The sequence below is a fragment of the Stenotrophomonas sp. ZAC14D2_NAIMI4_7 genome (assembly GCF_003086675.1).
Taxonomy (GTDB): Bacteria; Pseudomonadota; Gammaproteobacteria; order Xanthomonadales; family Xanthomonadaceae; genus Stenotrophomonas.
On the sequence record NZ_CP025995.1, the window covers coordinates 1,063,296 to 1,086,985 of the forward strand.

At 67.6% G+C, this 23,690-nt stretch carries 28 protein-coding genes, 2 tRNA genes and 1 other RNA gene; 19 read left to right on the plus strand and 12 right to left on the minus strand.

Going from position 1 to position 23,690, the window contains the following annotated elements; all coding sequences use genetic code 11:
* Nucleotides 1-4: 4 nt before the first annotated feature.
* The 3 genes from C1922_RS04835 to dnaQ are packed head-to-tail and all read left to right on the plus strand — an operon-like array spanning nt 5 to nt 1,847.
* Nucleotides 5-649 carry a methyltransferase domain-containing protein gene (locus tag C1922_RS04835; RefSeq protein ID WP_108748722.1) on the plus strand — a complete coding sequence of 215 codons (645 nt, stop codon included), beginning with the start codon at nt 5-7 and terminating at the stop codon, nt 647-649.
* A 12-nt stretch (nt 650-661) separates the two neighbouring features.
* Nucleotides 662-1,114 carry a ribonuclease HI gene (gene rnhA / locus C1922_RS04840; RefSeq protein WP_108748723.1) on the plus strand — a complete coding sequence of 151 codons (453 nt, stop codon included), beginning with the start codon at nt 662-664 and terminating at the stop codon, nt 1,112-1,114.
* A 4-nt stretch (nt 1,115-1,118) separates the two neighbouring features.
* Nucleotides 1,119-1,847: a DNA polymerase III subunit epsilon gene (dnaQ, locus tag C1922_RS04845; RefSeq protein WP_108748724.1), complete on the plus strand. Its 729-nt coding sequence runs from the start codon at nt 1,119-1,121 to the stop codon at nt 1,845-1,847.
* Between the two features lie 30 nt (nt 1,848-1,877).
* Here dnaQ and C1922_RS04850 read toward each other — a convergent pair whose 3' ends face one another.
* The gene (locus C1922_RS04850) at nt 1,878-2,582 is read right to left on the minus strand and encodes a protein phosphatase 2C domain-containing protein (RefSeq protein WP_108748725.1); all 705 of its coding nucleotides are present in this window, start codon (nt 2,580-2,582) and stop codon (nt 1,878-1,880) included.
* Nucleotides 2,583-2,749: 167 nt separating this feature from the next.
* Here C1922_RS04850 and C1922_RS04855 point away from each other — a divergent pair.
* Nucleotides 2,750-2,840: transfer RNA gene (locus C1922_RS04855), tRNA-Ser, on the plus strand.
* A gap of 266 nt (nt 2,841-3,106) precedes the next feature.
* Complete coding sequence (locus C1922_RS04860) at nt 3,107-3,511, plus strand: DUF6165 family protein (RefSeq protein ID WP_108748726.1); 405 nt, start codon at nt 3,107-3,109, stop codon at nt 3,509-3,511.
* A gap of 46 nt (nt 3,512-3,557) precedes the next feature.
* Here the strand turns inward: C1922_RS04860 and C1922_RS04865 are convergent, their stop codons facing one another.
* Complete coding sequence (locus tag C1922_RS04865) at nt 3,558-4,604, minus strand: glycosyltransferase family 9 protein (RefSeq protein WP_108748727.1); 1,047 nt, start codon at nt 4,602-4,604, stop codon at nt 3,558-3,560.
* 20 nt (nt 4,605-4,624) lie between these two features.
* Here C1922_RS04865 and C1922_RS04870 point away from each other — a divergent pair, with 20 nt between their 5' ends.
* Genes C1922_RS04870 through C1922_RS04880 form a run of 3 tightly spaced genes read left to right on the plus strand, consistent with a single transcriptional unit; the run spans nt 4,625 to nt 6,527 of the window.
* Nucleotides 4,625-5,374 (plus strand): 3-deoxy-D-manno-octulosonic acid kinase, encoded by a 750-nt coding sequence (locus C1922_RS04870; protein WP_108748728.1) that lies wholly within the window; start codon nt 4,625-4,627, stop codon nt 5,372-5,374.
* On the plus strand, nt 5,374-6,141 hold the full coding sequence (locus C1922_RS04875; protein ID WP_108748729.1) for an MBL fold metallo-hydrolase: 768 nt from the start codon (nt 5,374-5,376) through the stop codon (nt 6,139-6,141). The genes C1922_RS04870 and C1922_RS04875 overlap by 1 nt, the downstream gene beginning before the upstream one ends.
* The gene (locus C1922_RS04880; protein WP_108748730.1) at nt 6,138-6,527 is read left to right on the plus strand and encodes a nuclear transport factor 2 family protein; all 390 of its coding nucleotides are present in this window, start codon (nt 6,138-6,140) and stop codon (nt 6,525-6,527) included. Before C1922_RS04875 ends, C1922_RS04880 begins: the two co-directional genes overlap by 4 nt.
* Before the next feature lie 89 nt (nt 6,528-6,616).
* On the opposite strand, the gene ffs is transcribed toward C1922_RS04880, so the two are convergent.
* Nucleotides 6,617-6,713, minus strand: an RNA gene (gene ffs / locus C1922_RS04885) — signal recognition particle sRNA small type.
* A 300-nt stretch (nt 6,714-7,013) separates the two neighbouring features.
* Between ffs and C1922_RS04890 the strand changes: the two genes are divergently transcribed.
* Nucleotides 7,014-7,331 carry a multidrug efflux SMR transporter gene (locus C1922_RS04890; protein WP_108748731.1) on the plus strand — a complete coding sequence of 106 codons (318 nt, stop codon included), beginning with the start codon at nt 7,014-7,016 and terminating at the stop codon, nt 7,329-7,331.
* 67 nt (nt 7,332-7,398) lie between these two features.
* Nucleotides 7,399-7,812, plus strand: coding sequence for a DUF3592 domain-containing protein (locus C1922_RS04895; RefSeq protein WP_108748732.1), 414 nt, complete (start codon nt 7,399-7,401; stop codon nt 7,810-7,812).
* A 27-nt stretch (nt 7,813-7,839) separates the two neighbouring features.
* On the opposite strand, the gene C1922_RS04900 is transcribed toward C1922_RS04895, so the two are convergent.
* Entirely contained in the window at nt 7,840-8,286 is a 447-nt protein-coding gene (locus C1922_RS04900) for a hypothetical protein (RefSeq protein WP_108748733.1), read from the minus strand.
* Between the two features lie 145 nt (nt 8,287-8,431).
* Here C1922_RS04900 and C1922_RS04905 point away from each other — a divergent pair, with 145 nt between their 5' ends.
* The gene (locus tag C1922_RS04905) at nt 8,432-9,238 is read left to right on the plus strand and encodes an isocitrate lyase/phosphoenolpyruvate mutase family protein (protein WP_108748734.1); all 807 of its coding nucleotides are present in this window, start codon (nt 8,432-8,434) and stop codon (nt 9,236-9,238) included.
* A 38-nt stretch (nt 9,239-9,276) separates the two neighbouring features.
* Here C1922_RS04905 and C1922_RS04910 read toward each other — a convergent pair whose 3' ends face one another.
* The 3 genes from C1922_RS04910 to C1922_RS04920 all read right to left on the minus strand — a co-directional run bounded on the left by C1922_RS04910 (nt 9,277) and on the right by C1922_RS04920 (nt 11,083).
* A complete protein-coding gene (locus C1922_RS04910) occupies nt 9,277-10,332 on the minus strand; it encodes an OmpA family protein (RefSeq protein WP_108748735.1) in 1,056 nt (351 codons plus the stop codon).
* Complete coding sequence (locus C1922_RS04915; protein ID WP_159091860.1) at nt 10,329-10,670, minus strand: hypothetical protein; 342 nt, start codon at nt 10,668-10,670, stop codon at nt 10,329-10,331. The genes C1922_RS04910 and C1922_RS04915 overlap by 4 nt, the downstream gene beginning before the upstream one ends.
* A 320-nt stretch (nt 10,671-10,990) precedes the next feature.
* Nucleotides 10,991-11,083: transfer RNA gene (locus tag C1922_RS04920), tRNA-Ser, on the minus strand.
* A 141-nt stretch (nt 11,084-11,224) separates the two neighbouring features.
* On the opposite strand from C1922_RS04920, the gene dnaX reads away from it, so the two are divergent.
* The 4 genes from dnaX to C1922_RS04940 all read left to right on the plus strand — a co-directional run bounded on the left by dnaX (nt 11,225) and on the right by C1922_RS04940 (nt 14,689).
* Nucleotides 11,225-13,255, plus strand: coding sequence for a DNA polymerase III subunit gamma/tau (gene dnaX, locus C1922_RS04925; protein WP_199912252.1), 2,031 nt, complete (start codon nt 11,225-11,227; stop codon nt 13,253-13,255).
* Nucleotides 13,256-13,261: 6 nt separating this feature from the next.
* Entirely contained in the window at nt 13,262-13,582 is a 321-nt protein-coding gene (locus tag C1922_RS04930; RefSeq protein ID WP_019659509.1) for a YbaB/EbfC family nucleoid-associated protein, read from the plus strand.
* An 81-nt stretch (nt 13,583-13,663) separates the two neighbouring features.
* Nucleotides 13,664-14,263 (plus strand): recombination mediator RecR, encoded by a 600-nt coding sequence (gene recR / locus C1922_RS04935; protein WP_108748738.1) that lies wholly within the window; start codon nt 13,664-13,666, stop codon nt 14,261-14,263.
* Nucleotides 14,264-14,329: 66 nt separating this feature from the next.
* Nucleotides 14,330-14,689, plus strand: coding sequence for a histidine triad nucleotide-binding protein (locus C1922_RS04940; RefSeq protein ID WP_108748739.1), 360 nt, complete (start codon nt 14,330-14,332; stop codon nt 14,687-14,689).
* Between the two features lie 73 nt (nt 14,690-14,762).
* On the opposite strand, the gene C1922_RS04945 is transcribed toward C1922_RS04940, so the two are convergent.
* Genes C1922_RS04945 through C1922_RS04960 form a run of 4 tightly spaced genes read right to left on the minus strand, consistent with a single transcriptional unit; the run spans nt 14,763 to nt 19,126 of the window.
* Nucleotides 14,763-15,287: a Slp family lipoprotein gene (locus C1922_RS04945; RefSeq protein ID WP_108748740.1), complete on the minus strand. Its 525-nt coding sequence runs from the start codon at nt 15,285-15,287 to the stop codon at nt 14,763-14,765.
* Nucleotides 15,284-17,233 carry a DUF3488 and transglutaminase-like domain-containing protein gene (locus C1922_RS04950; RefSeq protein ID WP_108748741.1) on the minus strand — a complete coding sequence of 650 codons (1,950 nt, stop codon included), beginning with the start codon at nt 17,231-17,233 and terminating at the stop codon, nt 15,284-15,286. The genes C1922_RS04945 and C1922_RS04950 overlap by 4 nt, the downstream gene beginning before the upstream one ends.
* Nucleotides 17,226-18,176, minus strand: coding sequence for a DUF58 domain-containing protein (locus C1922_RS04955; RefSeq protein ID WP_199912227.1), 951 nt, complete (start codon nt 18,174-18,176; stop codon nt 17,226-17,228). The genes C1922_RS04950 and C1922_RS04955 overlap by 8 nt, the downstream gene beginning before the upstream one ends.
* Nucleotides 18,173-19,126 (minus strand): MoxR family ATPase, encoded by a 954-nt coding sequence (locus C1922_RS04960; protein ID WP_108748742.1) that lies wholly within the window; start codon nt 19,124-19,126, stop codon nt 18,173-18,175. Before C1922_RS04960 ends, C1922_RS04955 begins: the two co-directional genes overlap by 4 nt.
* 44 nt (nt 19,127-19,170) lie before the next feature.
* On the opposite strand from C1922_RS04960, the gene C1922_RS04965 reads away from it, so the two are divergent.
* On the plus strand, nt 19,171-21,009 hold the full coding sequence (locus tag C1922_RS04965; protein ID WP_108748743.1) for a glycosyltransferase family 39 protein: 1,839 nt from the start codon (nt 19,171-19,173) through the stop codon (nt 21,007-21,009).
* Nucleotides 21,010-21,107: 98 nt separating this feature from the next.
* On the opposite strand, the gene C1922_RS04970 is transcribed toward C1922_RS04965, so the two are convergent.
* Nucleotides 21,108-21,680, minus strand: coding sequence for a Maf family nucleotide pyrophosphatase (locus C1922_RS04970; protein ID WP_108748744.1), 573 nt, complete (start codon nt 21,678-21,680; stop codon nt 21,108-21,110).
* Between the two features lie 114 nt (nt 21,681-21,794).
* Here C1922_RS04970 and C1922_RS04975 point away from each other — a divergent pair, with 114 nt between their 5' ends.
* The 3 genes from C1922_RS04975 (at nt 21,795) to C1922_RS04985 (ending at nt 23,685) form a co-directional block, all read left to right on the plus strand.
* Nucleotides 21,795-22,304: a YceD family protein gene (locus tag C1922_RS04975; protein WP_108748745.1), complete on the plus strand. Its 510-nt coding sequence runs from the start codon at nt 21,795-21,797 to the stop codon at nt 22,302-22,304.
* 117 nt (nt 22,305-22,421) lie between these two features.
* On the plus strand, nt 22,422-22,616 hold the full coding sequence (gene rpmF, locus C1922_RS04980) for a 50S ribosomal protein L32 (protein WP_004154640.1): 195 nt from the start codon (nt 22,422-22,424) through the stop codon (nt 22,614-22,616).
* A 91-nt stretch (nt 22,617-22,707) separates the two neighbouring features.
* Nucleotides 22,708-23,685: a beta-ketoacyl-ACP synthase III gene (locus tag C1922_RS04985; protein ID WP_108748746.1), complete on the plus strand. Its 978-nt coding sequence runs from the start codon at nt 22,708-22,710 to the stop codon at nt 23,683-23,685.
* The last annotated feature ends 5 nt before the right edge of the window (nt 23,686-23,690 follow it).

Consider the following 23,690-nt stretch of genomic DNA (forward strand, 5'->3'; position numbering starts at 1 on the left):
GACCATGCCCCTGCTGCAGAGCCACCGTCAAGCGAGCCTGGTGCCCTGGTTCGACAGCGAGCCGGCGCAGCCGCTGCGCGTGCTGGAACGGCAGCTGCTGCTGCCGCAGCTGGCCGCGCTGCCGGTGCAACCCTGGTTGTGGATCGCGCCCAGCCCGGCCTGGCTGCAGGACGCGCAGTCCGCCGGGCGTGGCCTGCGCCTGTACCGCACAGGCCAGGGCTACGCCGGTGATACCCGCTGCGCGCTTCCGTTGCCGCTGGCCAACGAGAGCGTGAACGCGATCGTGCTGCAGCACGTGACTGCCGCCGACGCCGATGCTCTGCTGGACGAATGTGAGCGGGTGCTGATGCCCGGCGGACACCTGTGGCTGACCAGCCTCAACCCATTCAGCCCCTACCGGGCGCGCTGGCGCCAGCACGGCCTGGTGGTGCGCACCCCGCAGCGCCTGCGCCAGCTGCTGGACCGGCACGGGCTGGACTGTGGGCAGACACGCTACCTGGGGCCGCTGTGGCAGGCCCCGGGCAACCGCGCGCGCCCCGGCTGGGCGCCGCTGCGGGCGGCCTGTCTGTTCCATGCCCAAAAACGTACGCTGGCCCTGCCAGGGCCGACCCCGCTGCCGGTGCGCTGGCACGGCACCGTAGCCACCTGATCTGGAGTTGTATTGAAGACCATTGAAATCCACACCGACGGTTCCTGCCTTGGCAATCCCGGTCCCGGCGGCTGGGCCGCGCTGCTGCGCTACAAGGGGCACGAACGTGAACTCAGTGGCGGCGAAGCGCACACCACCAACAACCGGATGGAGCTGATGGCGGCCATCTGTGCGCTGGAAACGCTGACCGAGCCGTGCAACATCGTGCTGTTCACCGATTCGCAGTACGTGCGGCAGGGGCTGACCCAGTGGATGGCCGGGTGGATCCGCAAGAACTGGAAGACCGCCGGCGGCGACCCGGTGAAGAACCGCGAGCTGTGGGAGCGCCTGCATGCGGCCACGCTGCGCCACCAGATCGACTGGCGCTGGGTGAAGGGCCATTCCGGTGACCCGGACAACGAGCGCGTGGATACCCTGGCGCGTAACGCCGCGACCCAGATCCGCGACGGCAGCCCGGTAAACTGAGCCCATGCGTCAGATCATTCTCGATACCGAAACCACCGGCCTGGAGTGGAAGAAGGGCAACCGCGTCGTCGAAATCGGCTGCGTGGAGCTGTTCAAGCGCCGCCCGTCCGGCAACAACTACCACCAGTACCTGAAGCCCGACTGCGACTTCGAGCAGGGCGCGCAGGAAGTGACCGGGCTGACCCTGGAGTTCCTGGACGACAAGCCCGCCTTCGCCGAGGTGGCCGATGAGTTCCTGGCCTTCATCAAGGGCGCCGAACTGATCATCCACAACGCGGCGTTCGACCTGGGCTTCCTGGACAACGAGCTGTCGCTGCTGGGCCCGCAGTACGGCAGGATCACCGACCACTGCACCGTGGTCGACACCCTGGCGCTGGCGCGCGAGCGGTTCCCGGGCCAGCGCAATTCGCTTGATGCCCTGTGCAAGCGCCTGGGCGTGGACAACTCGCACCGCGCGCTGCACGGCGCGCTGCTCGATGCGCAGATCCTGGGCGATGTGTACATCGCGCTGACCTCGGGCCAGGAAGAGATCGGCTTCGGTCTGGACGACGAGGGCGGTGGGGCAGGGGCGGCGCTGCAGGCGTTCGATACCAGTGCGCTGCTGCCGCGCCCGCGCGTGGTGGCCACGCCGTCCGAGCAGGAAGCCCATGCCGCCCGCCTGGAGCGCCTGCGCAAGAAGGCCGGCCACGCGTTGTGGGATGGCCCGAAGGTGGAAGAAGCGGCGAGCGCGTAAGCCGCGCTTTGCGTGGCTGCAACGCTGGCCTCAGTGGCAACGCACCAGGATCACGGTGATGTTGTCCGAACCGCCGCCATCCAGGGCGGCGGCCACCAGGGTGTCCACGCATTCCTGGGCGCTGGCGTCGTCGTAGGCCAGGGTGCGGGCAATGCCGCGGTCGTCCACTTCCTCGGTCAGGCCGTCGCTGCACAGCAGCAGCTGCATGCCCGGGCGCAGCTCACCGCTGGTGGTGGCCACGTTCAGGTGGGCCGGGTCGGTCACGCCCAGTGCCTGGGTCACCACGTTGCGGTGGGGGTGGGCACGGGCCTGTTCGGCGGTCAGGTTGCCCTGTGCCACCAGCTCCTGCACCACGCTGTGGTCCTGGCTGAGCTGGGCCAGTTGGCCGTCACGCCACAGGTAGGCCCGGCTGTCGCCCACCCAGGCCACCTCATAGCGGTTGCCCTGCACGCGCGCGGCGACCACTGTGGTGCCCATCGGCAGGGTGTCGTTGCGGCGGCGCGAGGCGCGGATGATCTCCTCGTCGGCGGTGCGGATGGCCTGGGCCAGCGGCACGCCGCGGCGGATCTCGCGCACGATGGTCTCGCGCGCCAGCGCGCTGGCCACCTCGCCGCAGGCATGCCCGCCCATGCCGTCGGCCACCAGCCACAGCGACAGCTCGCCATCACCGTAATAGGTGTCTTCGTTGAGCTCCCGGCGCAGGCCGGGGTGGGTGAGGTGTCCGAATTCGATCATGGTGGGGGCTGGGGAAGGGTGATGCCGGGGAGAACGGCATCATCACGGCCAAGCGGACATCCGGCAAGGCATGCAGTCAGAAATATTTCATCGGATGTGCGGCAATGGCTTGTGGTCTGCCGCGCTTCCTCGTATTATTCGCGTCCCCGGTTCGCCGGGGACCATCTGGAGAGGTGGCAGAGCGGTTGAATGTACCTGACTCGAAATCAGGCAGGCGTTTATAGCGCCTCGGGGGTTCGAATCCCCCCCTCTCCGCCAGATTAAAAAAAACGGGCTGCCTTAGGGCAGCCCGTTTTTTTTTAATCTGGCGCGGGATGCGAAGTGCGCTGCGCGCGCTTCGCCCCATGCGTTGCTGCGCAACGCATGGGCCCCTCCCTTTGCCTGCCTCTCCCCGCCCCTGTCGGGGCAGCCCCTCAACAGAGGGGCTTGTTCCACCAGATGGACTCTGCGAACTGGCGATGTGCCTGGATGCTGTCCGTGCGCTGCGGGTTACCATGTGCGCATCATTTGCTGGAGCGTCCCCCATGACCGCTGAAATCCTGGTGCCTGTGTCTTTCGGCGAGCTGCTGGACAAGATCTCGATCCTGCAGATCAAGTCCGAGCGGATCAGCGACGAAGGCAAGCTGGCCAATGTGCGCCGCGAGCTGTCGGCGCTGGATACCACCTGGATGGGCCACCCGGCCGCAGTGAAGGACATCGCCAAGCTGCGTGCGGAGCTGAAGGCGGTGAACGAGCAGCTGTGGGACATCGAGGACGATATCCGCCTGAAGGAAAAGGCGCAGTCCTTCGACCAGGGCTTCATCGACTTGGCGCGCAGTGTCTACCTGCGCAATGACGAGCGCGCGCGCATCAAGAAGGCGATCAACCTGGCGCTGGGCTCGGCGTACGTGGAAGAGAAGTCGTACCAGGATTACGCGCCCCGCGCGTAATCCCGTAGACCCACGCCACGCGTGGATGGGCCCGCCGGCCCGCCAATCAACCCCGATGGTCGGCCACGTAGCGTTCGAAGGCGGCAATGCCGTCCTCGACCGTGATCAGTTCCATCACATCGTCGAACTCGATCTTGGTGCCCCACTTCAGGTCGACCGCCTGCTTGCCCAGGTACTTGCGCGCGGCATCGTCGTAGCGGTCCACGCAGTAGCGGCGGTCCGAATACGGGCCGCTGCGGTGTGGGTTGCTGGCCGCATGCAGGCCCAGCACCTTGCTGCCCATGGCGTTGGCGATGTGCATCGGCCCCGAATCCGGGGTCATCACCAGATCGGCGCGGGCCAGCAGGGCCGGCAGCTGCTTCAGCGTGTCCCTGCCCACCAGGTCCAGCGCCGGGGTCTCCAGCTGGGCCTGGATGGCATCGGCCATGCTGCGCTCCAGTTCACTGCGGCCGCCGCACAGCACCACGCGCCAGCCACGGGCCTGGGCATGGCTGGCCACGGCGGCGTAGCGGTCGGCATACCAGTTGCGGCGCACGTGGCTGGAACACGGCGAAATCATCAGCACCGGGCGGCCATCGTCCTCCCATTGCGCCGCGGCCCACTCAAAGGCGGCCGGCGGCACGGCCAGGTCCCAGCTGACGGTGTCCTGGCGCAGGCCCAGCGGCTCGCAGAAGCTGCCGATGGCATCCAGCACATGGATGCCGGGGCGGTCGGGGATGCGTTCGTTGATGAACAGCCCGTGCAGGTCCTTGGAACGGCTGCGGTCGTAGCCGATGCGGCGCTCGGCCGGAATGAAGGCCGACAGCAGGTTCGCGCGGAAGGCCACCTGCATCTGCAGCAGCGCCTCGAAGCGCCCGGGCGGCAACTGATGGCGCAATGCCTTCACCCCGGCCATGCCGGTCTTCTTGTCGTAGGCATGGAAGACCACGCCGGGCAGGCCGTCCAGCAGCTTGTGGCCGACCTTGTCGATGATCCAGTGGATCGGCGTCTGCGGGCGCGCGGCCTGCAGGGTACGCACCAGCGGCACGACATGGGTGACATCGCCCAAAGCAGACAGGCGAAGGAGGCACAAGGATGAGGACGCTGATGCCATGTGTTGTTAGACTCAAAGGAATGGTCGCATTTGACGCCAATGAAGCGCTGACGCCATGCCGCGAGGGTCGCGGCATCGGGGCCATTCTGTTCGACCGCGAGCGGCTGCGGCAAGCCGAGGCGGGTCTGTTCTCGCCCCAGTACTGGGGAAACAAGGCCCGGCCGGTGGGCGAGGGCGGCCGCGGCAGCGCCTGGTTCGTCGACGCCTCCTTCGGCCCCGGGGTGCTGCGCCACTACCTGCGCGGCGGCCTGGCAGCCAAGCTCAGCCACGACCAGTACATCTGGCGGGGCTCGGACCGGACCCGCAGCTTTGCCGAATTCCGGCTGATGCGCGCGCTGCGTGCGCAGAAGCTGCCGGTGCCCCGGCCGATCGCCGCCTTCTACATGCGCGAGGGCCTGCGCTACCGCGCGGCCATCCTGATGGAGCGCATCGAGGGCGTGCGCTCGCTGGCCGACCGCGCACTGGTGGCCGGCCGCGGTGCTCCCTGGGAAGAGGCCGGCCGTCTGATCGCGCGCTTCCACCGCGCCGGGCTGGACCATGCCGACCTCAACGCACACAACATCCTGTTCGATGGCAATGGCCATGGCTGGCTGATCGATTTCGACCGCGGGGTGATCCGCATTCCGGCCACCGCCTGGCGCGAACGCAACCTGAAGCGCCTGCTGCGTTCGCTGCTGAAGCTGCGCGGCGAGCGCAGCGTGGAAGACGTGCAGAAGGATTACGCGCGGCTGCGCCGTGCCTACGACATGGCCTGGAACCGGGGCACCTGATGGACTGGTCGTTGCGTTTCCTCGGCGTCGGCAATGCGTCGGCGGTCGAGCTGGGTTCGCCCATGTCGGTGATCGAATGCGATGGCCGCCCGTGGCTGACCATCGATTGTGGCGGCGAAGGCCTGACGGCCTTCAAAGCGCATTACGGGCATCTGCCGCAGGCGCTGTTCGTCACCCATGTGCACCTGGACCACGTGGCCGGCTTCGAGCGGCTGTTCGTGGATACCTTCTTCAACGCGCAGCGGCGCGGCAAGGTGCGCCTGTATGTGCCCGCCACGGTGGTGCCGCTGCTGCACAAGCGCATCGGTGATTACCCGAACGTGCTGGCCGAAGGTGGCGCCAATTTCTGGGATGCCTTCCAGCTGATTGTGGTGGGTGATGCGTTCTGGCACGAAGGTGTGCGCCTGGAAGTCTTCCCGGTACGCCACCACTGGCCGGAAACCGCCTATGGCTTGCGTCTGCAGGGGGCGCTGGTGTGGAGTGGCGATACCCGGCCGATTCCGGAAATGCTGGCGCGCTTCGCCAATGACAACGAACTGATCGCCCACGACTGCGGCCTGCATGGCAACCCGTCGCACACCGGCGTGGATGACCTGGAGCGCGAGTACAGCGCCGAGCTGCAGTCGCGGATGATGCTGTACCACTACGCCAGTGCGGCTGATGGCCAGGCACTGGCCGCGCGCGGGCATCGCGTCGCGCAGCCGGGGCAGTGCGTGGCGCTGGCGACGCCGACCGCACCACATGTGCTTGCGCAGGATCCGCCGTGAAAACCACTGGCCAGCCTGCTGATGCAACGCTGGCGGCCGAACTGGAACATCTCGAACGCGCGCTGCACACCCCGCAGGTGCGCGGTGATCGTGCGCGGTTGGCGGAACTGCTGGATGAGGATTTCAGCGAGATTGGCAGCTCTGGCCAGTGCTACGGCCGTACGGCTGCGCTGGCGGAGATTCCGCTGGAACGGGCGCAGGTGCAGATCGAATCGGAACAGTACGCGGTCTCGCTGCTGACGCAGGACCTGGCCCAGGTGCGTTATCGCAGCCGCTACCACGTGGATGGCCAGCCGCAGTGCTGGGTACTGCGCAGTTCGTTGTGGCGCCGGCATGCGGAGGCATGGCGGGTGGTGTTCCACCAAGGTACGCCCGAAGCACGGTAGCGCCGGGCCATGCCCGGCGAAGAGCGCCAACCAAGGTTGGCAGCTACCAGAGTCTGAGCGAAGAGCGGGGCGTGCCCAAAAAGGCGGTGGCCCCGCCGGCTGACCTCGGCGCCCGCGTCGATCGATACCGTTGCTGCCTTCCGGCCCTGGCGGGATTTTCGACCTAGCGTCGCGAGGGGCCGACGGGGCCACCATAGAGACGTTGGCCGCCCAAGGGCGGCCGGTTCACGGAACAGGGGAAGTGGCGCGCAGCGCGCCGAAGACCTCAGCCGGACTGCACATCGACTGGGCCGATGGCAGGCGCGCATTCTAGCGCAGCCGCGCCCCCTTGCGCCAGCGCCGCGCACTGAATCGGCTGTAACCCGGCGCGGCCCGCAGCGGCCCCGGTGCAGCCGCGTTGCTAGAATGCCGGGCAGGAGGAACGGCCTCCCCCACATCGGGAATGAATGACCAGGACGGCCTGGCCCTGCCAAAAGGAGGGCCGTCATGGCCTGGATCCAACTGTTGTTCGCTGGCCTGCTGGAAATCGTCTGGGCCGTTGCGATGAAGCAATCCGAGGGCTTCAGCAAGCCCGTTCCGTCCATCATCACCGTGGTCGGCATGATTGCCAGCTTCTGGCTGCTGGCCTTGGCCATGCGCAACCTGCCGCTGGGCACCGCGTACACGATCTGGACCGGCATCGGCGCGGTCGGCGCGTTCGTGGTGGGTATCGTGTTCCTGGGCGAGCAGGTCAGTGCGATGCGCATCGGCGCGGCGGTGCTGATTGTCAGCGGACTGGTACTGATGAAGCTGTCCAGCAGCTGACAGGCCGCTACACTTTGCGGACTCACCGGGCCTGTGCCGCGGGCCGAAGCAAGGACGCATTGCCGCCATGAAGACCGCAACCAGGAGACCCCGCGCCGACCGCGTGGCCAAGGGGCTGTTGTTTACCCTGATGGGCATGGCGATGCTGGCCATCGCCGGCTGGATCCTGGCCGATCGCCTGCAGTTCCTGGGCCGGGCACAGCCGGCCCAGGGCTGGGTGGAACATCTCAATGCCGGCGGCTCGCACCCGCAGGTGGTGTTCCAGACGCCGGCGGGGCAGCGCGTGTCGTATGCGCAGAACGGGATGATCTTCGGCTATGCGCCGGGGCAGCCGGTGCGCGTGCTGTACCTGCCCGAGGCGCCGGCGCGCGATCCGGTGCTGGACACGCCCGGCGCATTGTGGGGCGTGACTGTACTGATTGGCCTGATCGGGTCGGTGTTCGTGTTCACCGGATTGGGCCGGGTGCTGCCGCGTCGCTAGTGCGTGTTTCGCGTGGGAGCGCGCAGCTCAGGTGTCATACACGCCGCTGTCCCAGGGCTCGAAGAACGCCATGTAGTTGCCGGGCTGCATTTCCACTGCCCACAGATCGTCTTCGTCTTCCGGTGCGCGTGCGACCAGGCCGAAGGTGGTGCCGAACTGTTCCACCGCAAACGGAGCGACCTGCACGCGCCGATGCTCGATGGCACCCAGGTCGTGCAGGCGCGCCTGGCGGATCGCGCGGTGCTGTTGTGCATCCACCTGGTCGCGCGGGCCCAGCGCATCGATCTGTGCATCCAGCAGGGCGCCGTCGGCGTCGAACAGGTACAGCGCGATGTATTCGCAGCCTGGCTGGCGGCGCGTGGCTGGTTCGAACGGTGTGGTCAGGATGAACTGCCGTCCATCTTCCGTGCGGCCGATGCAGTCGGCGCAATGGTCATCCGGGTCGATGGCGATCCATTCGGGGCGTTGGCTCATGGTGGCGTCCGGGCAGGGGAGCGGCATTGAATCGCGTCTGGCCGGTTCGACTCAAGTGATCGCCGCAGGTATTGGTGTCTGAACATGGCGAGCGGCCGGCCGCGCGTGGCCGCAGACTGCGCCCTTTCGCAGACACGGAGTTCCCATGATCGATCGCCATCGTCGTTTTGAAAGCCTGCACCACGGCGCTGACCTGCTGGTGCTGCCCACCGTGTGGGACGCGGGCAGCGCGCGCCTGGCCGAGGATTGCGGTGCGCAGGCAGTCGGTACCTCCAGTGCAGCCATGGCCTGGTCCTGTGGCTATGCCGATGCATGCGTGCTGCCGGAGGACGCGCTGCTTGAGCGCGTGCGGCAGATCCTGTGGGTGACGACGCTGCCGCTCACCGTGGATATCGAAAACGGCTACAGCGACGATCCGCAGCAGGTGGCCGCGCGCGTGCTTCACTTGGCCGAGCTGGGCGTGGTGGGCATCAACATCGAGGATGGCCAGGGCAGCGTCGAACTGTTGGCGGCGAAGATCGCGGCGGTGCGCTGCGCGCTGGCGGGGCGTCCGTTGTTCATCAACGCGCGGACCGATGTGTATCTGCGCGGCTTCGCCGAGGGCGCACAGGCCGTGGCGCTGAGCGTGCAGCGCCTGCAGGCCTATGCGCAGGCCGGTGCAAATGGGGGATTTGTTCCTGGATTGCAGGCGCTGGCCGAGGTTGCGGACGTTGCTGCACAGGTGGCGCTGCCACTGAACCTGATGGCGTTGCCCGGCATGGCGCCGGCCGACCATTTGCGCCAGGCCGGCGTACGCCGCTTGAGTGCCGGGCCGGCGCTGTTCCTGCAGGCCTGGGCGGCTACGGCAGCGGCGACGCGCACGCTACTGCAGGGTGGGGCACTGGTGGGTGCGGATGGAGCGTCATACGGCGAGGTGGATCGGCGCTTTGCGGTGGCTGGTGGGGTGGGCTGACATGGGTGGGGCTTCCGCCCCACCCATGCCATGCGATCTCAGCGCTTGACCAGCTCCACGCGTCGATTCGTACGACGTCCGTCCTCGGTTGAATTCTCCGCAAGCGGCTGGCTCTGGCCCAGGCCCTTGGCCGCCAGTCGATCGGCTGCGATTCCGGCGCCGACAAGGCGATTGCGCACCGACTCTGCGCGCGCCTGCGAGAGTGTCTGGTTGTGCGCAGCACTACCGCTGTCGTCGGTGTGTCCCTCCACCGAAAGCTGGAGATGTTGATCGGCTTTCAGCAGCTGGGTGACCTGCTGGATCTGCGGTTCCGAGTCCGGCAGGATCTCAGCGGCGTCGGTGGCGAAGTTCACCTGGATGGACACTTTTCCACTGCTTTCCAGCGCCCGTTTCAGGGTGCTGGCTTCAATGACCTTGGCCGTTATCTGTACCGGTTTCGTTTCCGCGACGAGCAGTGCGCCGGAATTTCCACTGGAGCCCAGGTGAATCCAGATATCCCGATCATCACGATGGATGACGTAGGTTTCTGCCGGCTCATTGTAGATATCGCCGATGCCGCCGACATAGTGGACCCCGGCCTTGCTGCTGCCGATGCCACCCGATGCATCGGCTGGAAGGGTGCCGGAGAAAATGCGTTTTCCGCCCAGTGTCTCTACCAGGCTCTGCACATTGCGACTGAGCTCAAGTTGCGAATAAGGGAGGTCGCTGTTGCTCTGCAGGACCGACGAATGGACCTTGCCTTCAATCCACTCCACCCGATCACCGGTCCAGAACGGCACGCGATCAAACGGACTGTCCACCACATCCTGACGGGCGTAGCCCTGCGGCAGCCCGAGATAGGGGAAGCTGCCCAGCGGCGCCTGGGACACCGGCAGGTCGGCGACGGTGAACGGGCGGGCCTTCTGATTTTCATCCGCGGTCGCCGCAGACTGCGCGGAGGATTCCGCGCTGGCGCCGGTCTGGGCGGCCGGTGAGGCGACGCCTTGTGCAGACGTTTCGGCGGAGCCCTTGCAGGCGCCCAATGTCAGTATCAGGCTTGCGGCCAACAGGCTCACGCGTACTGCGGACAGATTCGACCCGAACGTCAGGTTCATGAGCGCACCTGCCTCATCATTTCGTTGCAGACGTCGCTGGTCGGTTTGTACTGGCCCTTCTTCCAGGCAGTGGTGATTTTTTCCCGCTCCCGTGCTTCGGCAGCGTCATAGGCCTGGTCGAAGTCTGCCTCTGTGCCAAAGATGGTTTTCACCTGGACCTTGTGCCGTGCGCGCAGCGTTGCGGCCTGTTCGGCTGTTGCGCCGCACGCCAGCGCATTGCCCGTATGCGTGCCTCCCACTGTTCCGTATCGCGCCGCAGCGCCGTCCTGTGCGAGTACGGGACCGCTGCCGATCAGCAAGGCAGTGGTGATCACTAGCTTCGTCATGGAATAGCGCATGTTGATGGTCCTCATCTGGCCCGGTAGCGGGCATCAATCCCTGTGCTGCGAGCATAGCAACAGGCAATGCCAGGCAGGATGGCGCTTCAGTGCCGCGGGATGAGCGTCTCGTCCACGCATGGCGTGGATCTACGGATCTGTCCGGGCGAGCAAGCCCCCTCTGTTGAGGGGCTGCCCCGACAGGGGCGGGGAGAGGCAGGCAAAGGGAGGGGCCCATTCGTTGCGCAGCAACGCATGGGGCGAAGCGCGCGCAGCGCACTTCGCTTCCCGCGCCAGATAAATGAAAAAGGCTGCCCAGAGGGCAGCCTTTTTCATTTATCTGGCGGAGAGAGGGGGATTCGAACCCCCGAAGCGCGGTTTAGACGCTTACACACTTTCCAGGCGTGCTCCTTCAACCACTCGGACACCTCTCCGGATTCCCTGCCATCGGCAAACGCCTCAGCAGGGGCGCAGATTCTAGCGGGCGCCGGGCCCGGACACAAGCACCGTGTTTCAGGGGGAGGGGGCTGGACAGGCATGGCACAATGGAACATCCGATGGAAGACGGTGGCCTGATGTCCTATCTCGTGCTTGCCCGCAAGTGGCGTCCGAAGCGTTTTGCCGAGCTGGTGGGCCAGGAACACGTGGTCCGCGCGCTCAGCAATGCGCTGGACAGTGGCCGGGTCCACCATGCGTTCCTGTTCACCGGTACCCGCGGCGTGGGCAAGACCACCATCGCGCGTATCTTCGCCAAGTCGCTGAACTGCGAGCAGGGCACCAGCGCTGACCCCTGCGGCCAGTGCGCAGCCTGCCTGGACATCGATGCCGGCCGCTACATCGACCTGCTGGAAATCGACGCCGCGTCCAACACCGGCGTGGATGACGTGCGCGAGGTGATCGAGAACGCCCAGTACATGCCCTCGCGCGGCAAGTACAAGGTCTACCTGATCGACGAAGTGCACATGCTCTCCAAGGCGGCGTTCAACGCGCTGCTGAAGACGCTGGAAGAGCCGCCGGAGCATGTGAAGTTCCTGCTGGCCACCACCGACCCGCAGAAGCTGCCGGTCACCGTGCTCAGCCGCTGCCTGCAGTTCAACCTCAAGCGCCTGGACGAGGACCAGATCCAGGGCCAGATGACCCGCATCCTGGCCGCCGAGGAGATCGAGTCCGACCCCAGCGCCATCGTGCAGCTGTCCAAGGCCGCCGATGGCAGCCTGCGTGATGGCCTGTCGCTGCTCGACCAGGCCATTGCCTATGCCGGTGGTGCCCTGCGCGACGACGTGGTGCGCACCATGCTGGGCACCGTGGACCGCACCCAGGTGGCGGCCATGCTGGATGCCCTGGCCGACGGCGAGGGCGCGCGCCTGCTGCAGGTGGTCGCGGCGCTGGCCGAGTTCTCGCCCGACTGGAGTGGCGTGCTGGAAGCGCTGGCCGAGGGGCTGCACCGTATCCAGGTGCAGCAGCTGGTACCGGGTGCGGCTGCCGCCGCCGAAGGTCTGGACGTGGCTGCCTTTGCTGCTCGTCTGCGCCCGGAAGTGGTGCAGCTGTGGTACCAGATGGCGCTCAATGGCCGCCGCGACCTGCCGCTGGCGCCGAGCCCGCGCGCAGGCTTTGAAATGGCCGTGCTGCGCATGCTGGCGTTCCGCCCGGCGGCTGCGGTGCCGCCGGTCCCGCGTGCGGTGGGCCCGGCCGCAGGTGCTGGCCCGGCTGGCAATGCGCCCAGCGGCGGTGGTGCCGGGGGCAGCGAGGAGGCCGCTCCGGCCGCCGCTGCCTCGGCCCAGGCCCCGGCGGCGCCAGAGCAGGTGAGCGCCGCAGCGCATACCCCGTCGCCGCAGCCCGAGCCGCCGCCGCGCGAACCGGAGCCTGAACCGGAACCGGAACCCACCCCGGAACCTGAACCGGTGCCGGTGGAAGAGCCCGAAACGCCCACGCCGGTGAAGGCCGAGATTGCCGCCCCGCCGGCCGAAGCGAGCGACGATCTGCCGCCGTGGGCCACCGAGGAGGCCGAGGCCGCCCACGCCCGTGATGCGTCGCTGGCCGCCGCGCATGCCACCCCGGAGGCGGCCATGGTCGCCCCGTGGCACGAACCGCCGGCGCCGGCACAGCCTGCCGAGGTTGCCGAAGAGCGCTCATTCCAGCCTGAAGGCATTGCCATTGCGCCCGCGCCGGCGGCCACCGACCGTGGCCCGCAGGAAGCGGTGAGCGAACTGGCCACTGCCGAGGACTGGCTGGATCTGGTGGCCGGCAGCGGCCTGAACGGCCCGTCGCGCCAGTTGGCCGCCAACGCCGCCTTCATCAGCTGCCAGCAGGGCACCTTGAAACTGGGGCTTTCGCCCGGATTTGAATACCTGCGCTCCGAGCGCGCGCTGGCGGCGCTGGGCGAGGTGCTGGAAAAGGCCCTGGGCCAGGCGCTGCGGATCGTGGTCGAGACCGTGGAAACCGAACACGTGCCGGCCGAGACCCTGCACCAGCGTGCCGACCGCCAGCGCGGCGAGCGCCAGCAGGCCGCCGAGGCCACCTTCATGGACGATCCGGAAGTCCAGCTGCTGATCCAGCAGCACGGCGCCCGGGTCGTTTCCGATTCCATCCGTACTTTTGACGAGTAAGACGACATGCGCGGGAACATCGCCCAACTGATGCAGCAGGCCCAGAAGATGCAGGAAAACCTGCAGAAGGCCCAGGAAGAAATCGCCAGGATCGAAGTGACCGGCAGCGCCGGTGGCGGCATGGTCAGCGTCACCCTTACCGGTGCGAAGGAATGCCGCAAGGTGCGCATCGACCCGTCGCTGACCAGCGATCCGGAAATGCTGGAAGACCTGATCGCGGCCGCCTTCAACGACGCGTCCAACAAGATCGACGCCGAATCGAAGTCGAAGATGGGTTCGGCCACGGCCGGCATGCAGCTGCCGCCGGGCATGAAGCTGCCGTTCTGATGCGGCGCGGGGCACCCGCGTGGCGGGTGCCCGTACCCCTGTACCCGCCGGGTCTACCCGGCATCATCAAAGCCTGCCGCCGTGTCCGCACCTCTGCTTGAACAACTGATCGATGCGCTGCGGGTGCTGCCGGGCGTGGGCCAGAAGACGGCCCAGCGCATGGCCTACCATCTGCTGGAACGCGAGCGCGAGGGCGGCCAGCGCCTGGCCGAAACCCTGGCGTTGGCGGTGGAGCGCATCGGCCACTGCGCGCAGTGCCGCGATTTCAGTGAGAGCGAGGTGTGCCCCACCTGTGCCAACGGCAGCCGCGAGCGCAGCCAGCTGTGCGTGGTGGAATCGCCGGCCGACCGCCTGGCCATTGAAAATGCCACCGGCTTCCGCGGCGTCTACTTCGTGCTGCAGGGGCGCTTGTCACCGCTCGATGGCGTGGGCCCGCGCGAGCTGGGCCTGGAACAGCTGGAGCAGCGCCTGGCCCAGGGCGAGGTGCAGGAGCTGATCATCGCCACCAGCGCCACTGTGGAAGGCGAGGCGACCGCGCACTATCTGGCGCAGTTGGCGCGCGCCCGCCAGGTGCAGCCCAGCCGCCTGGCCCAGGGCCTGCCGCTGGGGGGCGAACTGGAATACGTAGATCGTGGCACGCTGTCGCACGCCTTCGGTACCCGCAGCGAATTCCGCGACTGACGCGCAGCCGGGCAACGCCTGCTGTCGCCGGCCTACAATGCGGGGCATATCCCGCCGAGGCCGACCATGAGCAGCGAAACCCTCTTCAGCAAGATCATCCGCCGCGAGATCCCGGCCACCATCGTCTACGAAGACGACGAGGTGCTGGGCTTCAAGGACATCGCACCGCAGGCGCCGGTGCACGTGCTGTTCATTCCGAAGAACGAGATCATTCCCACGCTGGATGACCTGCAGCCGTCGCAGGCGCATCTGATCGGCAAGCTGGCGCTGGCAGCCGCGGCCTACGCGCGCAGCGAGGGTTTGGCCGAAGACGGCTACCGCATCGTGATGAACTGCCGCGAGCATGCCGGGCAGACCGTGTTCCATATCCACATGCATCTGCTGGCCGGCGCGCCGCTGGGGCATTTCGGTACGCCGGGGCGTTGAGGCAACCGCATCCACGCGTGGCCAGGGTGATGGCACCCGTAAAAAAGGCCGCCCTGGGACGGCCTTTCTGTATTTACCACCAGCCCCAGCGGCCGTAGCCCCAGTACGGGCCCGGGCCCCACGGGCCATACGGACCGTACGGGTAGGGCACCACATCCACCTGGCGCTGTTCCGGCCACAGGTAGATCACATCGGCGGCCAGCTTCGGCAGGCGGTAGTCGTAATCACCGATGCGCGTATTGGAATAGCCGTCGATCTTGCCGATGAAGGTCACGTCGCGGCCGGCTTCGAACACGGCCGGGTCGTAGAAGCCGGCGCGGCAGGCAATGAAGCGGCCGTCGCTGGCGTCCGACGAGGTCGTGTTCGGGCGGCCACTGCCATTGAGCGGGCGCGAGATCATCTGGAAGCAGGTCTCGCCCTGGCCGGGCAGGGTTTCAATGATGCGACCGCCCCAACGGACCGGCGTGCCGACCTGCTGGGTGGCGACCGAATCGCGCGGGGACACCAGGCTGAACTGTCCCTGCAGCGGCTTGGGTGCCGTTGCGCAGGCCGACAGGGCCAGCGTGGCCACGGCAGTAAGAAGGAACTTGGTTTTCATTGGGAAGCTCCGGAAGACGGGCGATGCCTGCGCAGGTCCCGCAATAATGCGGCGAGGTCGGTGCGAGTGCCAGCGTAACGCGCGTCAGCGAAACGCTGGCTGAGTGCCAGCAGGGCAGGGTCGGGCTGTTGGGCGTGCACGCGGCGGGCCCAGACCATGGGGGGCTCGTGCGGTTCGCGGCCCAGGCCGCGCCGCGCGTTGCGCCGGCCCAGGCGGTGCCAGGCGCGCAGCAGGGGATCGCGCTCGCGCTCGCCACGTGCCAGCAGCCAAGCCATCCAGGCCAGTGCCAGCAACGCGGCCGTCACGAACCCGGCCAGCAGCTGTCCTGGCCCCAGATCGTCCAGCCCCAGCGGCTGCAGCATCTGCTGCTGGCGGCGTGCGTCGAAGGACAGCACCAGGTCGTTCCAGCCGCGGCGCAGCCAATCGCCCATCTGTCCAATCTGCAGCCAGCGTTGCTGCAGGTTGGTATCAGTGCCGGCCTGCAGGCGGTCATCCAGTGTGTCCAGGATCCGCTCCGGTGCCACCGCGGCGGTCGGGTCCACCCGCACCCAGCCCTGCTGCGGCAGCCACACTTCGGCCCAGGCGTGGGCGTCCATGCGGCGTACCACCCAGTAATTGCCGATGCGGTTGCGGGTGCCGCCGGCGAAGCCGGTCACCACCCGCGCAGGAATGCCGGCATTGCGCATCAGCACCACGAAGGAGGAACTGAAGTGCTGGCAGAAGCCGGCCTTGTAGTCGAACAGGAAGGCATCGACCGGATCGCGCCCGGCCACCGGGGTTTCCAGCGTGTAGGAAAAGTCAGCGGTGATCCAGGCCAGCGCCCGGCGTACCACGGCGGCATCGTCGTTGCCCGCTTCCTGGCGCCACTGTTGGGCCAGGGTAGCGGTGCGTGGGTTGAAGCCAGCCGGTAACTGCAATGCCGCGCGGCGCTGTTCGGCCGACAGCGAGGCATCAAAGCGGCGTGCCGGCGCCGATTGCAGGCGCCAGCGGGTCAGCGCGCTCAGGCGCCGGTCACTGGACAGGCTCATGTCCGCATCCAGGCGGGCTCCGGCCGGCGCGCTGCGCGGCAGGTCCAGCGCCACCAGCTGGCGGCGATCGGTGGGTTCGTAATCGATCTGGTAATCCCAGCCCGATCCGGTCTGTTCCACGACCGTCGGAGTGCGGAACTGCGCGGCGGGATCGCGCCGCCACACGTGGCCATCGAAACGGGTCATCACCGGACCACGCCAGTAGCGCTGTTCCGCCGCTGGCGCTGCACCGAAGAACTGCACGCGAAGGGCGGGCGTATCGTCGGCCATCAGGTCCAGCCACTGGTCCGGCTCCATCGTGTCGGACAGGCCGGGGGTGCCGACGGCGCGATCGGGGATGCCCCACAACGGCGTGGCCAGGCGCGGGAACAGCCAGAAGCAGGCCAGCGCCAGCGGCAGGCCGATCAGCAACAAGCGGCCCACCCCGTGCAGCTGCCCGCGCAGCGGCACCGGCGCGCTGTGGCCTTCACCCTGGGCCAGGCGCTGCAGCGCCAGCAGGCCGGTGACGCCGGCCAGTGCCGCCAGCGCGGTGGTCAGCGGCCCCTGGTCGAGCAGGAAGGCGGCAAACGGTGCGAACAGGGCAAAGCCGATCAGGCTGCGCGCATCACGCAGGCTGCGCAGCTCGCTGGACTTGATCGCCAGCATGGCCGCCAGCAGCGCACAGCCGGTGTCGCGGCCGGGGCGCATGGCGCCCATCTGCCAGACGATGGCGCCCAGCATGGCCAGCACCAGCAGTACGCGCACCGGCATCGGCAGCACGCGCCGCTGCGACAGCAGAGCGGTCAGTACCGCAGCGCCGGCAAACAGCGCGGCCAACAGCGTGGGCAACTGCAGCAGCAGCGGCAGCAGGGCCAGCGCGGCACTGGCCAGCGTCCAGTAGCGCGCGTTGCGGTCGATCAGGGGCGCGGTGTCAGTCATGCGGCAACAGGGCCAGTGCGCGCAGGCACAGATGGTGGTGGCTGGCGCCCTGGCCGGGGCCCAGGGCGGGCTGGCCGGGCAGCAGCAGGGTATAGCGGCGTCCTTCGCGTTCGGCCAGGTCGACCCAGCGCGCCAGCCGCGCAATGCGCGCTTCGCCGGCCATCGGTGCCAGGGCGCGCCAGTCCAGCATCACCTCGATGCCGACCGGCTTTTCGTATTCGCGTACCAGCAGGCTGTCGCGCCGCGCCGAATGTTTCCAGGCGATGCTGCGCGGTGGGTCACCGGCGCGGTACGGGCGCAGCTGGTGCAGCTCCTCGCCGCTGGCATGGGCGCGGGTGTGCAGCGGGTCGCTGCCGCGCTCGGGCAGGGCCGGGCCCTGTGCTTCGGCGTGGGGGTAGACCAGCAGTGGTTGTTCGGGCCAGACCCACGACCAGGCCCGCACCAGGCCCAGCGGCTGGGTGCTGGACAGGCGCACGCGTGGCAGGTCCAGCCAGCCGCGCCGCTGCGTGGGTACGTCCAGTTCCACTTCGCCGCGGCCCTGCGCCGGCAGGTCGGTCCAGGCCTGGCTGTCGCCCAGTTGCAGGTGCAGGCCGTGGCGCGCACGCGGGTCGCGCACGGAAAGATCGATGCGCAGCCGCAGCGGTTGCCCGGCCGCGACCGGCTCGGCGGCGATCGCATCGACCTGCACGCCGGACAGCTGCAGGTGCGCGGCAATCGCGCTGGCCACCGCGGCCGCTGCCAGCAGCAGGGCCAACAGCAGCGCCGGGTTGTTGTTGTAGTTCAGTGCGCCCAGCAGCATGGCCGCCAGCAGGGTGGCCACGAACACGCCGAAGCGCGTGGGCAGCACGTAGATGCGGCGGCGGTCCAGCCGCTGCGGCAATGCCTCCGGCGTGCGTGGGCGCGCCAGCAACTGCAGCCGTGCCCAGCGCGAGGAGGCGTTCAATCGACCGCCACCGTCTGCAGGATCGCCCGTGCCAGGGCCGGACCGGCGCTGGATTCGGCTTCGCCCACCAGGCGGTGGCCGGCGACCGCGACGAACAGGGTCTGCACGTCTTCGGGCACCACATGGCCGCGGCCCAGCAGCAAGGCGTGCGCCTTGGCCGCGCGCAGCAGGGCCAGGCCGGCGCGCGGCGACAGGCCCACGCGCACGCCCGCATGTTGGCGGCTGCGGGTCAGCAGCGCCTGCACGTAATCCACCAGCGCATCGCTCACATGGATCTGGCCGACCGCTTCGCGCAATTGCCGCACCTGGTTGTCATCCAGCTGCGGCACCGCACGCGCAATCAGGTCGCGGCGGTCGGTGCCGCGCAGCAGCTCGCGCTCGGCCTGCGGGCTGGGATACCCCATGGCCAGGCGCAGCAGGAAGCGGTCCAGCTGCGAATCGGGCAGCGGGAACGTGCCTGACAGATCCACCGGGTTCTGCGTGGCGATCACGAAGAACGGGTCCGGCAGGGTATGCGTCTGCCCGTCCAGCGTGACCTGCTGTTCGGCCATGGCTTCCAGCAGGGCACTCTGCGTGCGCGGCGGCGCGCGGTTGATCTCATCGGCCAGCAGCACATGGGTGAACACCGGGCCGGGATGGAACTGGAACTGGCGGCTGCCGGCGTCGTACACCGACACGCCCAGCACATCGGCGGGCAGCAGGTCGGAGGTGAACTGCACGCGCTGGAAGCCCAGCCCCAGGCTGCTGGCCAGTGCATGCGCCAGCGTTGTCTTGCCCAGGCCGGGCAGATCCTCGATCAGCAGATGGCCGCCGGAAAGCAGGGCAACGAAGGCCAGGCGCACCTCCTGCACCTTGCCCAGCACCAGCGCGTTGACCTGGTCCTGCGCATTGCGCAGGGACTGTCGCAGTTGATCGGTTAGCATGCTGGGCATGGGGGACGAAGCTGTCATGATCGTCTCACGTTCGGGAACCCATCGATTCTATCCATAGAGCAATGCAGGGCGAACAGCGCGCACGCACGATATTTGTCTGGTTATGGACGCTCGTCACAGCGGCCAAGCTGGTCGTGGCCGCACGGCTGCCCCTGTTCGTCGATGAGGCGTTCTATTGGCAGGAGGGCCAGCACCTTGCGGCCGCCTATTCCGATCTGCCCGGCCTGACCGCGTGGCTGGCGCGGCTGGGCGTGGAAATCGGTGGCCATCATGTGCTGGCACTGCGCCTGCCGTTCCTGGCCATCGGCGCGTTGCTGCCGTTGCTGGTTTCGCGCGTGGCCACCCGCTGGTTCGGCGCGGTGGCCGGTTGGCAGGCCGGCAGCCTGACCTTGTTGATGCCGTTGTCGGCCACGCTGGGCCTGTTGGCCGTGCCCGATGTTCCGATGGCGCTGGCGGCGGTGCTGTGCCTGGACGCCGGTGCGCGCCTGCTGCGCAACGTCGATGCCTCTTCGGCGGTGAAGCTGGGCCTGGGCCTGCTGATCGGCGCACTCAGCCACTACCGCTTCATCGGTGTCATCGGTGTGGGCTTCATTGCCCTGCTGGCACTGCCGCAGGGGCGACGGATGCTGGCCGACCCGCGCGTGTGGGTGGCGCTGGCGGTGGGGGTGCTGGCCTGGCTGCCGCTGCTGGCATGGAATGCCGACAACCACGATGCCGGGCTGAAGTTCCAGGTGGTGGAGCGCCATCCCTGGGCATTCGAGTGGCGCGGGCTGTGGTTCCTGGTAATCCAGCCGATGCTGGTCACGCCCATCCTGTGCATCGCCATGTGGAAGGTGGCGCTGGCCGGTACCCGCAGCGGTGGCGGTGCGCGCGTGCAGTGGCGCTACTTCGGCCTGGTGGGCGGCGTATCCACGCTGGGCATCTTCGTGCTCGGCTTCTTCACCGATGTGGAGCGCATCAGTTTCCACTGGCCGTTGCCGGGCTACCTTGCCCTGCTGGTGGCGGTGCCGGTGGTGCTCAACGGCTGGCCGCGCGGTCTGCGCCGCACCGGGTGGTGGCTGGCGGGCGCCGGCATGGTGCTGGCGTTCTCCTATTACCTGATGGCGTCCTCGCCGGGCCTGCGCGAACAGTTGGCGGGCAACAAGTACTACCCGCGCAACTTCGCTGGCTGGCAGCCGTTGGCGGCGGCGGTGCGCGAAGAGCTGGCACAGATGCCGGAAGGCACCCGGGTGCTGGCCGGCAACTTCAAGGTCGGCGCCGAGCTGGGCTTCCAGCTTGGCGATGGTGATATCGCCGTGCTGCCGCACCCGCTCAACGACAAGCATGGGCGCAGCGCGCAGCTGGCGCAGTGGCAGTTGCTGCACGATGGCACGCGGCAGCAGCCGATGCTGCTGGTGCTGTCGCCCAGCGACCAGCGCTACCGCGAACTGCTGCAGCGTTACCACGCGGTGTGCGAACAGGTCGGGCCGTTGCCGCCCCCACGCGTGGTCAGCAGCGATCACGGCTTCCAGCGCTTCCTGTTGTTCCGCCTGCCGGCGCAGCGCGTGGACGCGCCGTGCGTGACCCCGGCGATGGCCTGGCTGGATGCACCGTCCAATGGTGATGTCGTTTCCGGCACGCTTGCGGTGAAAGGCTGGGCCTTCAAGGACGGCGCCGGCCTGTCGCGGGTGGAGGTGCTGCTGGACGGCCAATCGCTGGGCGATGCCCGTTATGGCCGTGAATTCGACATCCGCGCCGCCTGGCCGGGCACGACAGATCCCAGCCACCCGCACGTAGGCTTTGATGCCAGCGTGGATACGCGCGCGCTGGCGCCCGGCCGGCATTGGCTGGGCCTGCGCCTGCATGGCCGCGATGGCAGCGTGGAAGACTGGCAGGAACAGCCGTTCGACGTAGAGCGGTAAGCGCTCCATGTAGAGTCGAGCCATGCTCGACTGCTTCCAACATCCAGTCGAGCATGGCTCGACTCTACAAAACAGCAGGAGAGGCCGAGCGTGGTGGCTTACGGCACGGCGAAGCCGGCCTTCCGCAGCAACCCACACAGGGCGATCAGGGGCAGGCCGACCAGCGCGGTGGGGTCGCGGTTGTCGATGGCCTCGAACAGGCTGATGCCCAGTCCTTCGCATTTGAAGCTGCCGGCGCAGTCCAGCGGCTGTTCGGCCGCCACGTAACGGCCGATCTCGTCCTGACTGAGAACGCGGAAGCGGACCTCGGTCACGTCCACCGCTGCCAGATCGTCTCCGTCACGATTGAGACTGATGGCCGTATGGAAGCGCACGGTCTTCCCGGACATGGCGGCCAACTGCGCGCAGGCGGCGTCCACCGTGCCGGGTTTGCCCAGCGGCAGGCCGTCCAGGTCGGCCACCTGGTCCGAACCGATCACCCACGCACCGGGGTGGCGCGCGGCCACCTCGGCGGCCTTGGCGGCGGCCAGGCGTACCGCCAGCGCCGCCGGTGTCTCCCCGGCGCGCGGGGTCTCGTCCACGTCTGGGCGTGCGCAGTCGAAGGGCAGGCCCAGCCGTTGCAGCAGGTCGCGGCGGTAGCGGGAGGTAGAGGCCAGCAGCAGGGCGGACATGCGATAATTCCGGGGCAGGGCGGGGCAGTCTGGCCCGGCGTGAAGGCCCGCAGCAAGCCCCGCCCGGCAGGGTATTTGACAGCGGGCGGGCTGATCCTTAGTATTCAGCGGCTTATGTCCGCGAACGTGCCCGAAACGCTGGATGCTTGGCGGATGGTTGTAGCGCGCAGGCGCTTCGACGGCCAGGTCTCTTTGGCTGAATTGACCCGCCTGCAGGGCTTGGTCGCCGATACCGACGGTGAGTGCAGTTACTCGCTTGAATTCGGTCGCGACGAGGTCTTGCGGGTATCCTATGTGGAACTGACCATCGATACCGCGTTGCCGCTGACCTGTCAGCGCAGCATGCAGCGATTCCTGTTGCCGGTGAAGATGACCCAGAGGCTTGGCCTGATCCGCGACGAGGACGAGGAATCGTCCCTGCCGGAAGAGTACGAAGCGTTGCTGGTGCCGGAAGATGGCCAGCTGCGGCCGCTGGACCTGGTCGAAGACGAGTTGGTGCTGGCGGTGCCTGTGGTGCCGTTGTCGCCCGACGGTGAAGCCGTCGACCGGGACTGGGCGCCAAGCGAAGAAGAAACGAAGAAAGCCAACCCGTTTGCGGCGTTGGCGGCCCTGAAGAAAGAATAGAAGCATTAGCAGCCGGATTGTCGTCGGCGGCTGCGGCGAAAGCGAAAGTGTGCTGGGCGCTGGCGTCCTGCGCGACGATACGACGAAGCAAAAACGAACCGAGTTTGGAGCAATCCCATGGCTGTCCAGAAATCCCGTGTCACCCCGTCCCGCCGCGGTATGCGCCGTGCGCATGACGCCCTGAGCGCCAAGCAGCTGTCGACCGACCCGACCACCGGCGAAGTGCACCTGCGTCACCACATCACTGCTGACGGTTTCTACCGCGGCAAGAAGGTCATCCAGACCAAGACCTCGGCCGTCGAAGAAGATTGATGTGCCGGGAAGGCCGCTGCCTGCGGGCAGCGGCCTTCGCCTTTCTTCCCGGGTGTGCCGGTGATCGGCGGCCCGCGCAACAGGAAACATGATGAGCAAGCGGATCTACTCGAGGATCGCGGGCACCGGTAGCTATTTGCCGGAAAAAGTCCTGACCAACGCCGACCTGGAAAAAATGGTCGAAACCTCGGACGAGTGGATCCAGACGCGCACCGGTATCCGCGAACGGCACATTGCTGCCGAAGGCGAAACCACCAGCGATCTCGGCTACCAGGCCGCGCTGCGTGCGCTCGAAGCGGCCGGCATCGATGCCAGCCAGCTCGACATGATCGTGGTGGGTACCACCACGCCTGACCTTATTTTCCCGTCCACCGCGTGCCTGATCCAGGCCAAGCTCGGTGCATCGGGTTGCCCCGCTTTCGACGTGAACGCCGCCTGCTCGGGCTTCGTGTTCGCGCTCAGCGTGGCCGACAAATTCATCCGTTCCGGTGATGCCCGCCACGTGCTGGTGATTGGTACCGAAACCCTGACCCGCATCGTTGACTGGGAAGACCGCACCACCTGCGTGCTGTTCGGCGATGGTGCCGGCGCGGTCGTGCTCAAGGCCGACGAAGAGACCGGCATCCTCAGCACCCACCTGCATTCGGACGGCAGCAAGAAAGAACTGCTGTGGAACCCGGTAGGCGTGTCGGTCGGTTTCAAGGGCGGCGCCAATGGCGGCGGCACCATCAACATGAAGGGCAACGACGTGTTCAAGTACGCCGTGAAGGCGCTGGACTCGGTCGTGGACGAAACCCTGGAGGCCAATGGCCTGGACAAGTCCGACCTGGATTGGCTGATTCCGCACCAGGCCAACCTGCGCATCATCGAAGCCACGGCCAAGCGCCTGGACATGTCGATGGACCAGGTGGTGGTCACCGTTGATCGCCACGGCAACACCTCCTCGGCCTCGGTGCCGCTGGCGCTGGACGCCGCCGTGCGTTCGGGCAAGGTCGAGCGCGGCCAGCTGCTGCTGCTGGAAGCCTTCGGTGGCGGCTTCACGTGGGGTTCGGCTCTGCTGCGCTATTGATAGTG

Bases quoted from the DNA above. Each gene is read 5' to 3' on its own strand.
- C1922_RS04835 (WP_108748722.1), top strand. From the start codon at position 5: ATGCCCCTGCTGCAGAGCCACCGTCAAGCGAGCCTGGTGCCCTGGTTC.
- dnaQ (WP_108748724.1), top strand. From the start codon at position 1,119: ATGCGTCAGATCATTCTCGATACCGAAACCACCGGCCTGGAGTGGAAG.
- C1922_RS04850 (WP_108748725.1), bottom strand. From the start codon at position 2,582: ATGATCGAATTCGGACACCTCACCCACCCCGGCCTGCGCCGGGAGCTC.
- C1922_RS04860 (WP_108748726.1), top strand. From the start codon at position 3,107: ATGACCGCTGAAATCCTGGTGCCTGTGTCTTTCGGCGAGCTGCTGGAC.
- C1922_RS04865 (WP_108748727.1), bottom strand. From the start codon at position 4,604: ATGGCATCAGCGTCCTCATCCTTGTGCCTCCTTCGCCTGTCTGCTTTG.
- C1922_RS04870 (WP_108748728.1), top strand. From the start codon at position 4,625: ATGGTCGCATTTGACGCCAATGAAGCGCTGACGCCATGCCGCGAGGGT.
- C1922_RS04875 (WP_108748729.1), top strand. From the start codon at position 5,374: ATGGACTGGTCGTTGCGTTTCCTCGGCGTCGGCAATGCGTCGGCGGTC.
- C1922_RS04890 (WP_108748731.1), top strand. From the start codon at position 7,014: ATGGCCTGGATCCAACTGTTGTTCGCTGGCCTGCTGGAAATCGTCTGG.
- C1922_RS04895 (WP_108748732.1), top strand. From the start codon at position 7,399: ATGAAGACCGCAACCAGGAGACCCCGCGCCGACCGCGTGGCCAAGGGG.
- C1922_RS04900 (WP_108748733.1), bottom strand. From the start codon at position 8,286: ATGAGCCAACGCCCCGAATGGATCGCCATCGACCCGGATGACCATTGC.
- C1922_RS04905 (WP_108748734.1), top strand. From the start codon at position 8,432: ATGATCGATCGCCATCGTCGTTTTGAAAGCCTGCACCACGGCGCTGAC.
- C1922_RS04910 (WP_108748735.1), bottom strand. From the start codon at position 10,332: ATGAACCTGACGTTCGGGTCGAATCTGTCCGCAGTACGCGTGAGCCTG.
- C1922_RS04915 (WP_159091860.1), bottom strand. From the start codon at position 10,670: ATGCGCTATTCCATGACGAAGCTAGTGATCACCACTGCCTTGCTGATC.
- dnaX (WP_199912252.1), top strand. From the start codon at position 11,225: ATGTCCTATCTCGTGCTTGCCCGCAAGTGGCGTCCGAAGCGTTTTGCC.
- C1922_RS04930 (WP_019659509.1), top strand. From the start codon at position 13,262: ATGCGCGGGAACATCGCCCAACTGATGCAGCAGGCCCAGAAGATGCAG.
- C1922_RS04940 (WP_108748739.1), top strand. From the start codon at position 14,330: ATGAGCAGCGAAACCCTCTTCAGCAAGATCATCCGCCGCGAGATCCCG.
- C1922_RS04945 (WP_108748740.1), bottom strand. From the start codon at position 15,287: ATGAAAACCAAGTTCCTTCTTACTGCCGTGGCCACGCTGGCCCTGTCG.
- C1922_RS04950 (WP_108748741.1), bottom strand. From the start codon at position 17,233: ATGACTGACACCGCGCCCCTGATCGACCGCAACGCGCGCTACTGGACG.
- C1922_RS04960 (WP_108748742.1), bottom strand. From the start codon at position 19,126: ATGACAGCTTCGTCCCCCATGCCCAGCATGCTAACCGATCAACTGCGA.
- C1922_RS04965 (WP_108748743.1), top strand. From the start codon at position 19,171: ATGCAGGGCGAACAGCGCGCACGCACGATATTTGTCTGGTTATGGACG.
- C1922_RS04970 (WP_108748744.1), bottom strand. From the start codon at position 21,680: ATGTCCGCCCTGCTGCTGGCCTCTACCTCCCGCTACCGCCGCGACCTG.
- C1922_RS04975 (WP_108748745.1), top strand. From the start codon at position 21,795: ATGTCCGCGAACGTGCCCGAAACGCTGGATGCTTGGCGGATGGTTGTA.
- rpmF (WP_004154640.1), top strand. From the start codon at position 22,422: ATGGCTGTCCAGAAATCCCGTGTCACCCCGTCCCGCCGCGGTATGCGC.
- C1922_RS04985 (WP_108748746.1), top strand. From the start codon at position 22,708: ATGAGCAAGCGGATCTACTCGAGGATCGCGGGCACCGGTAGCTATTTG.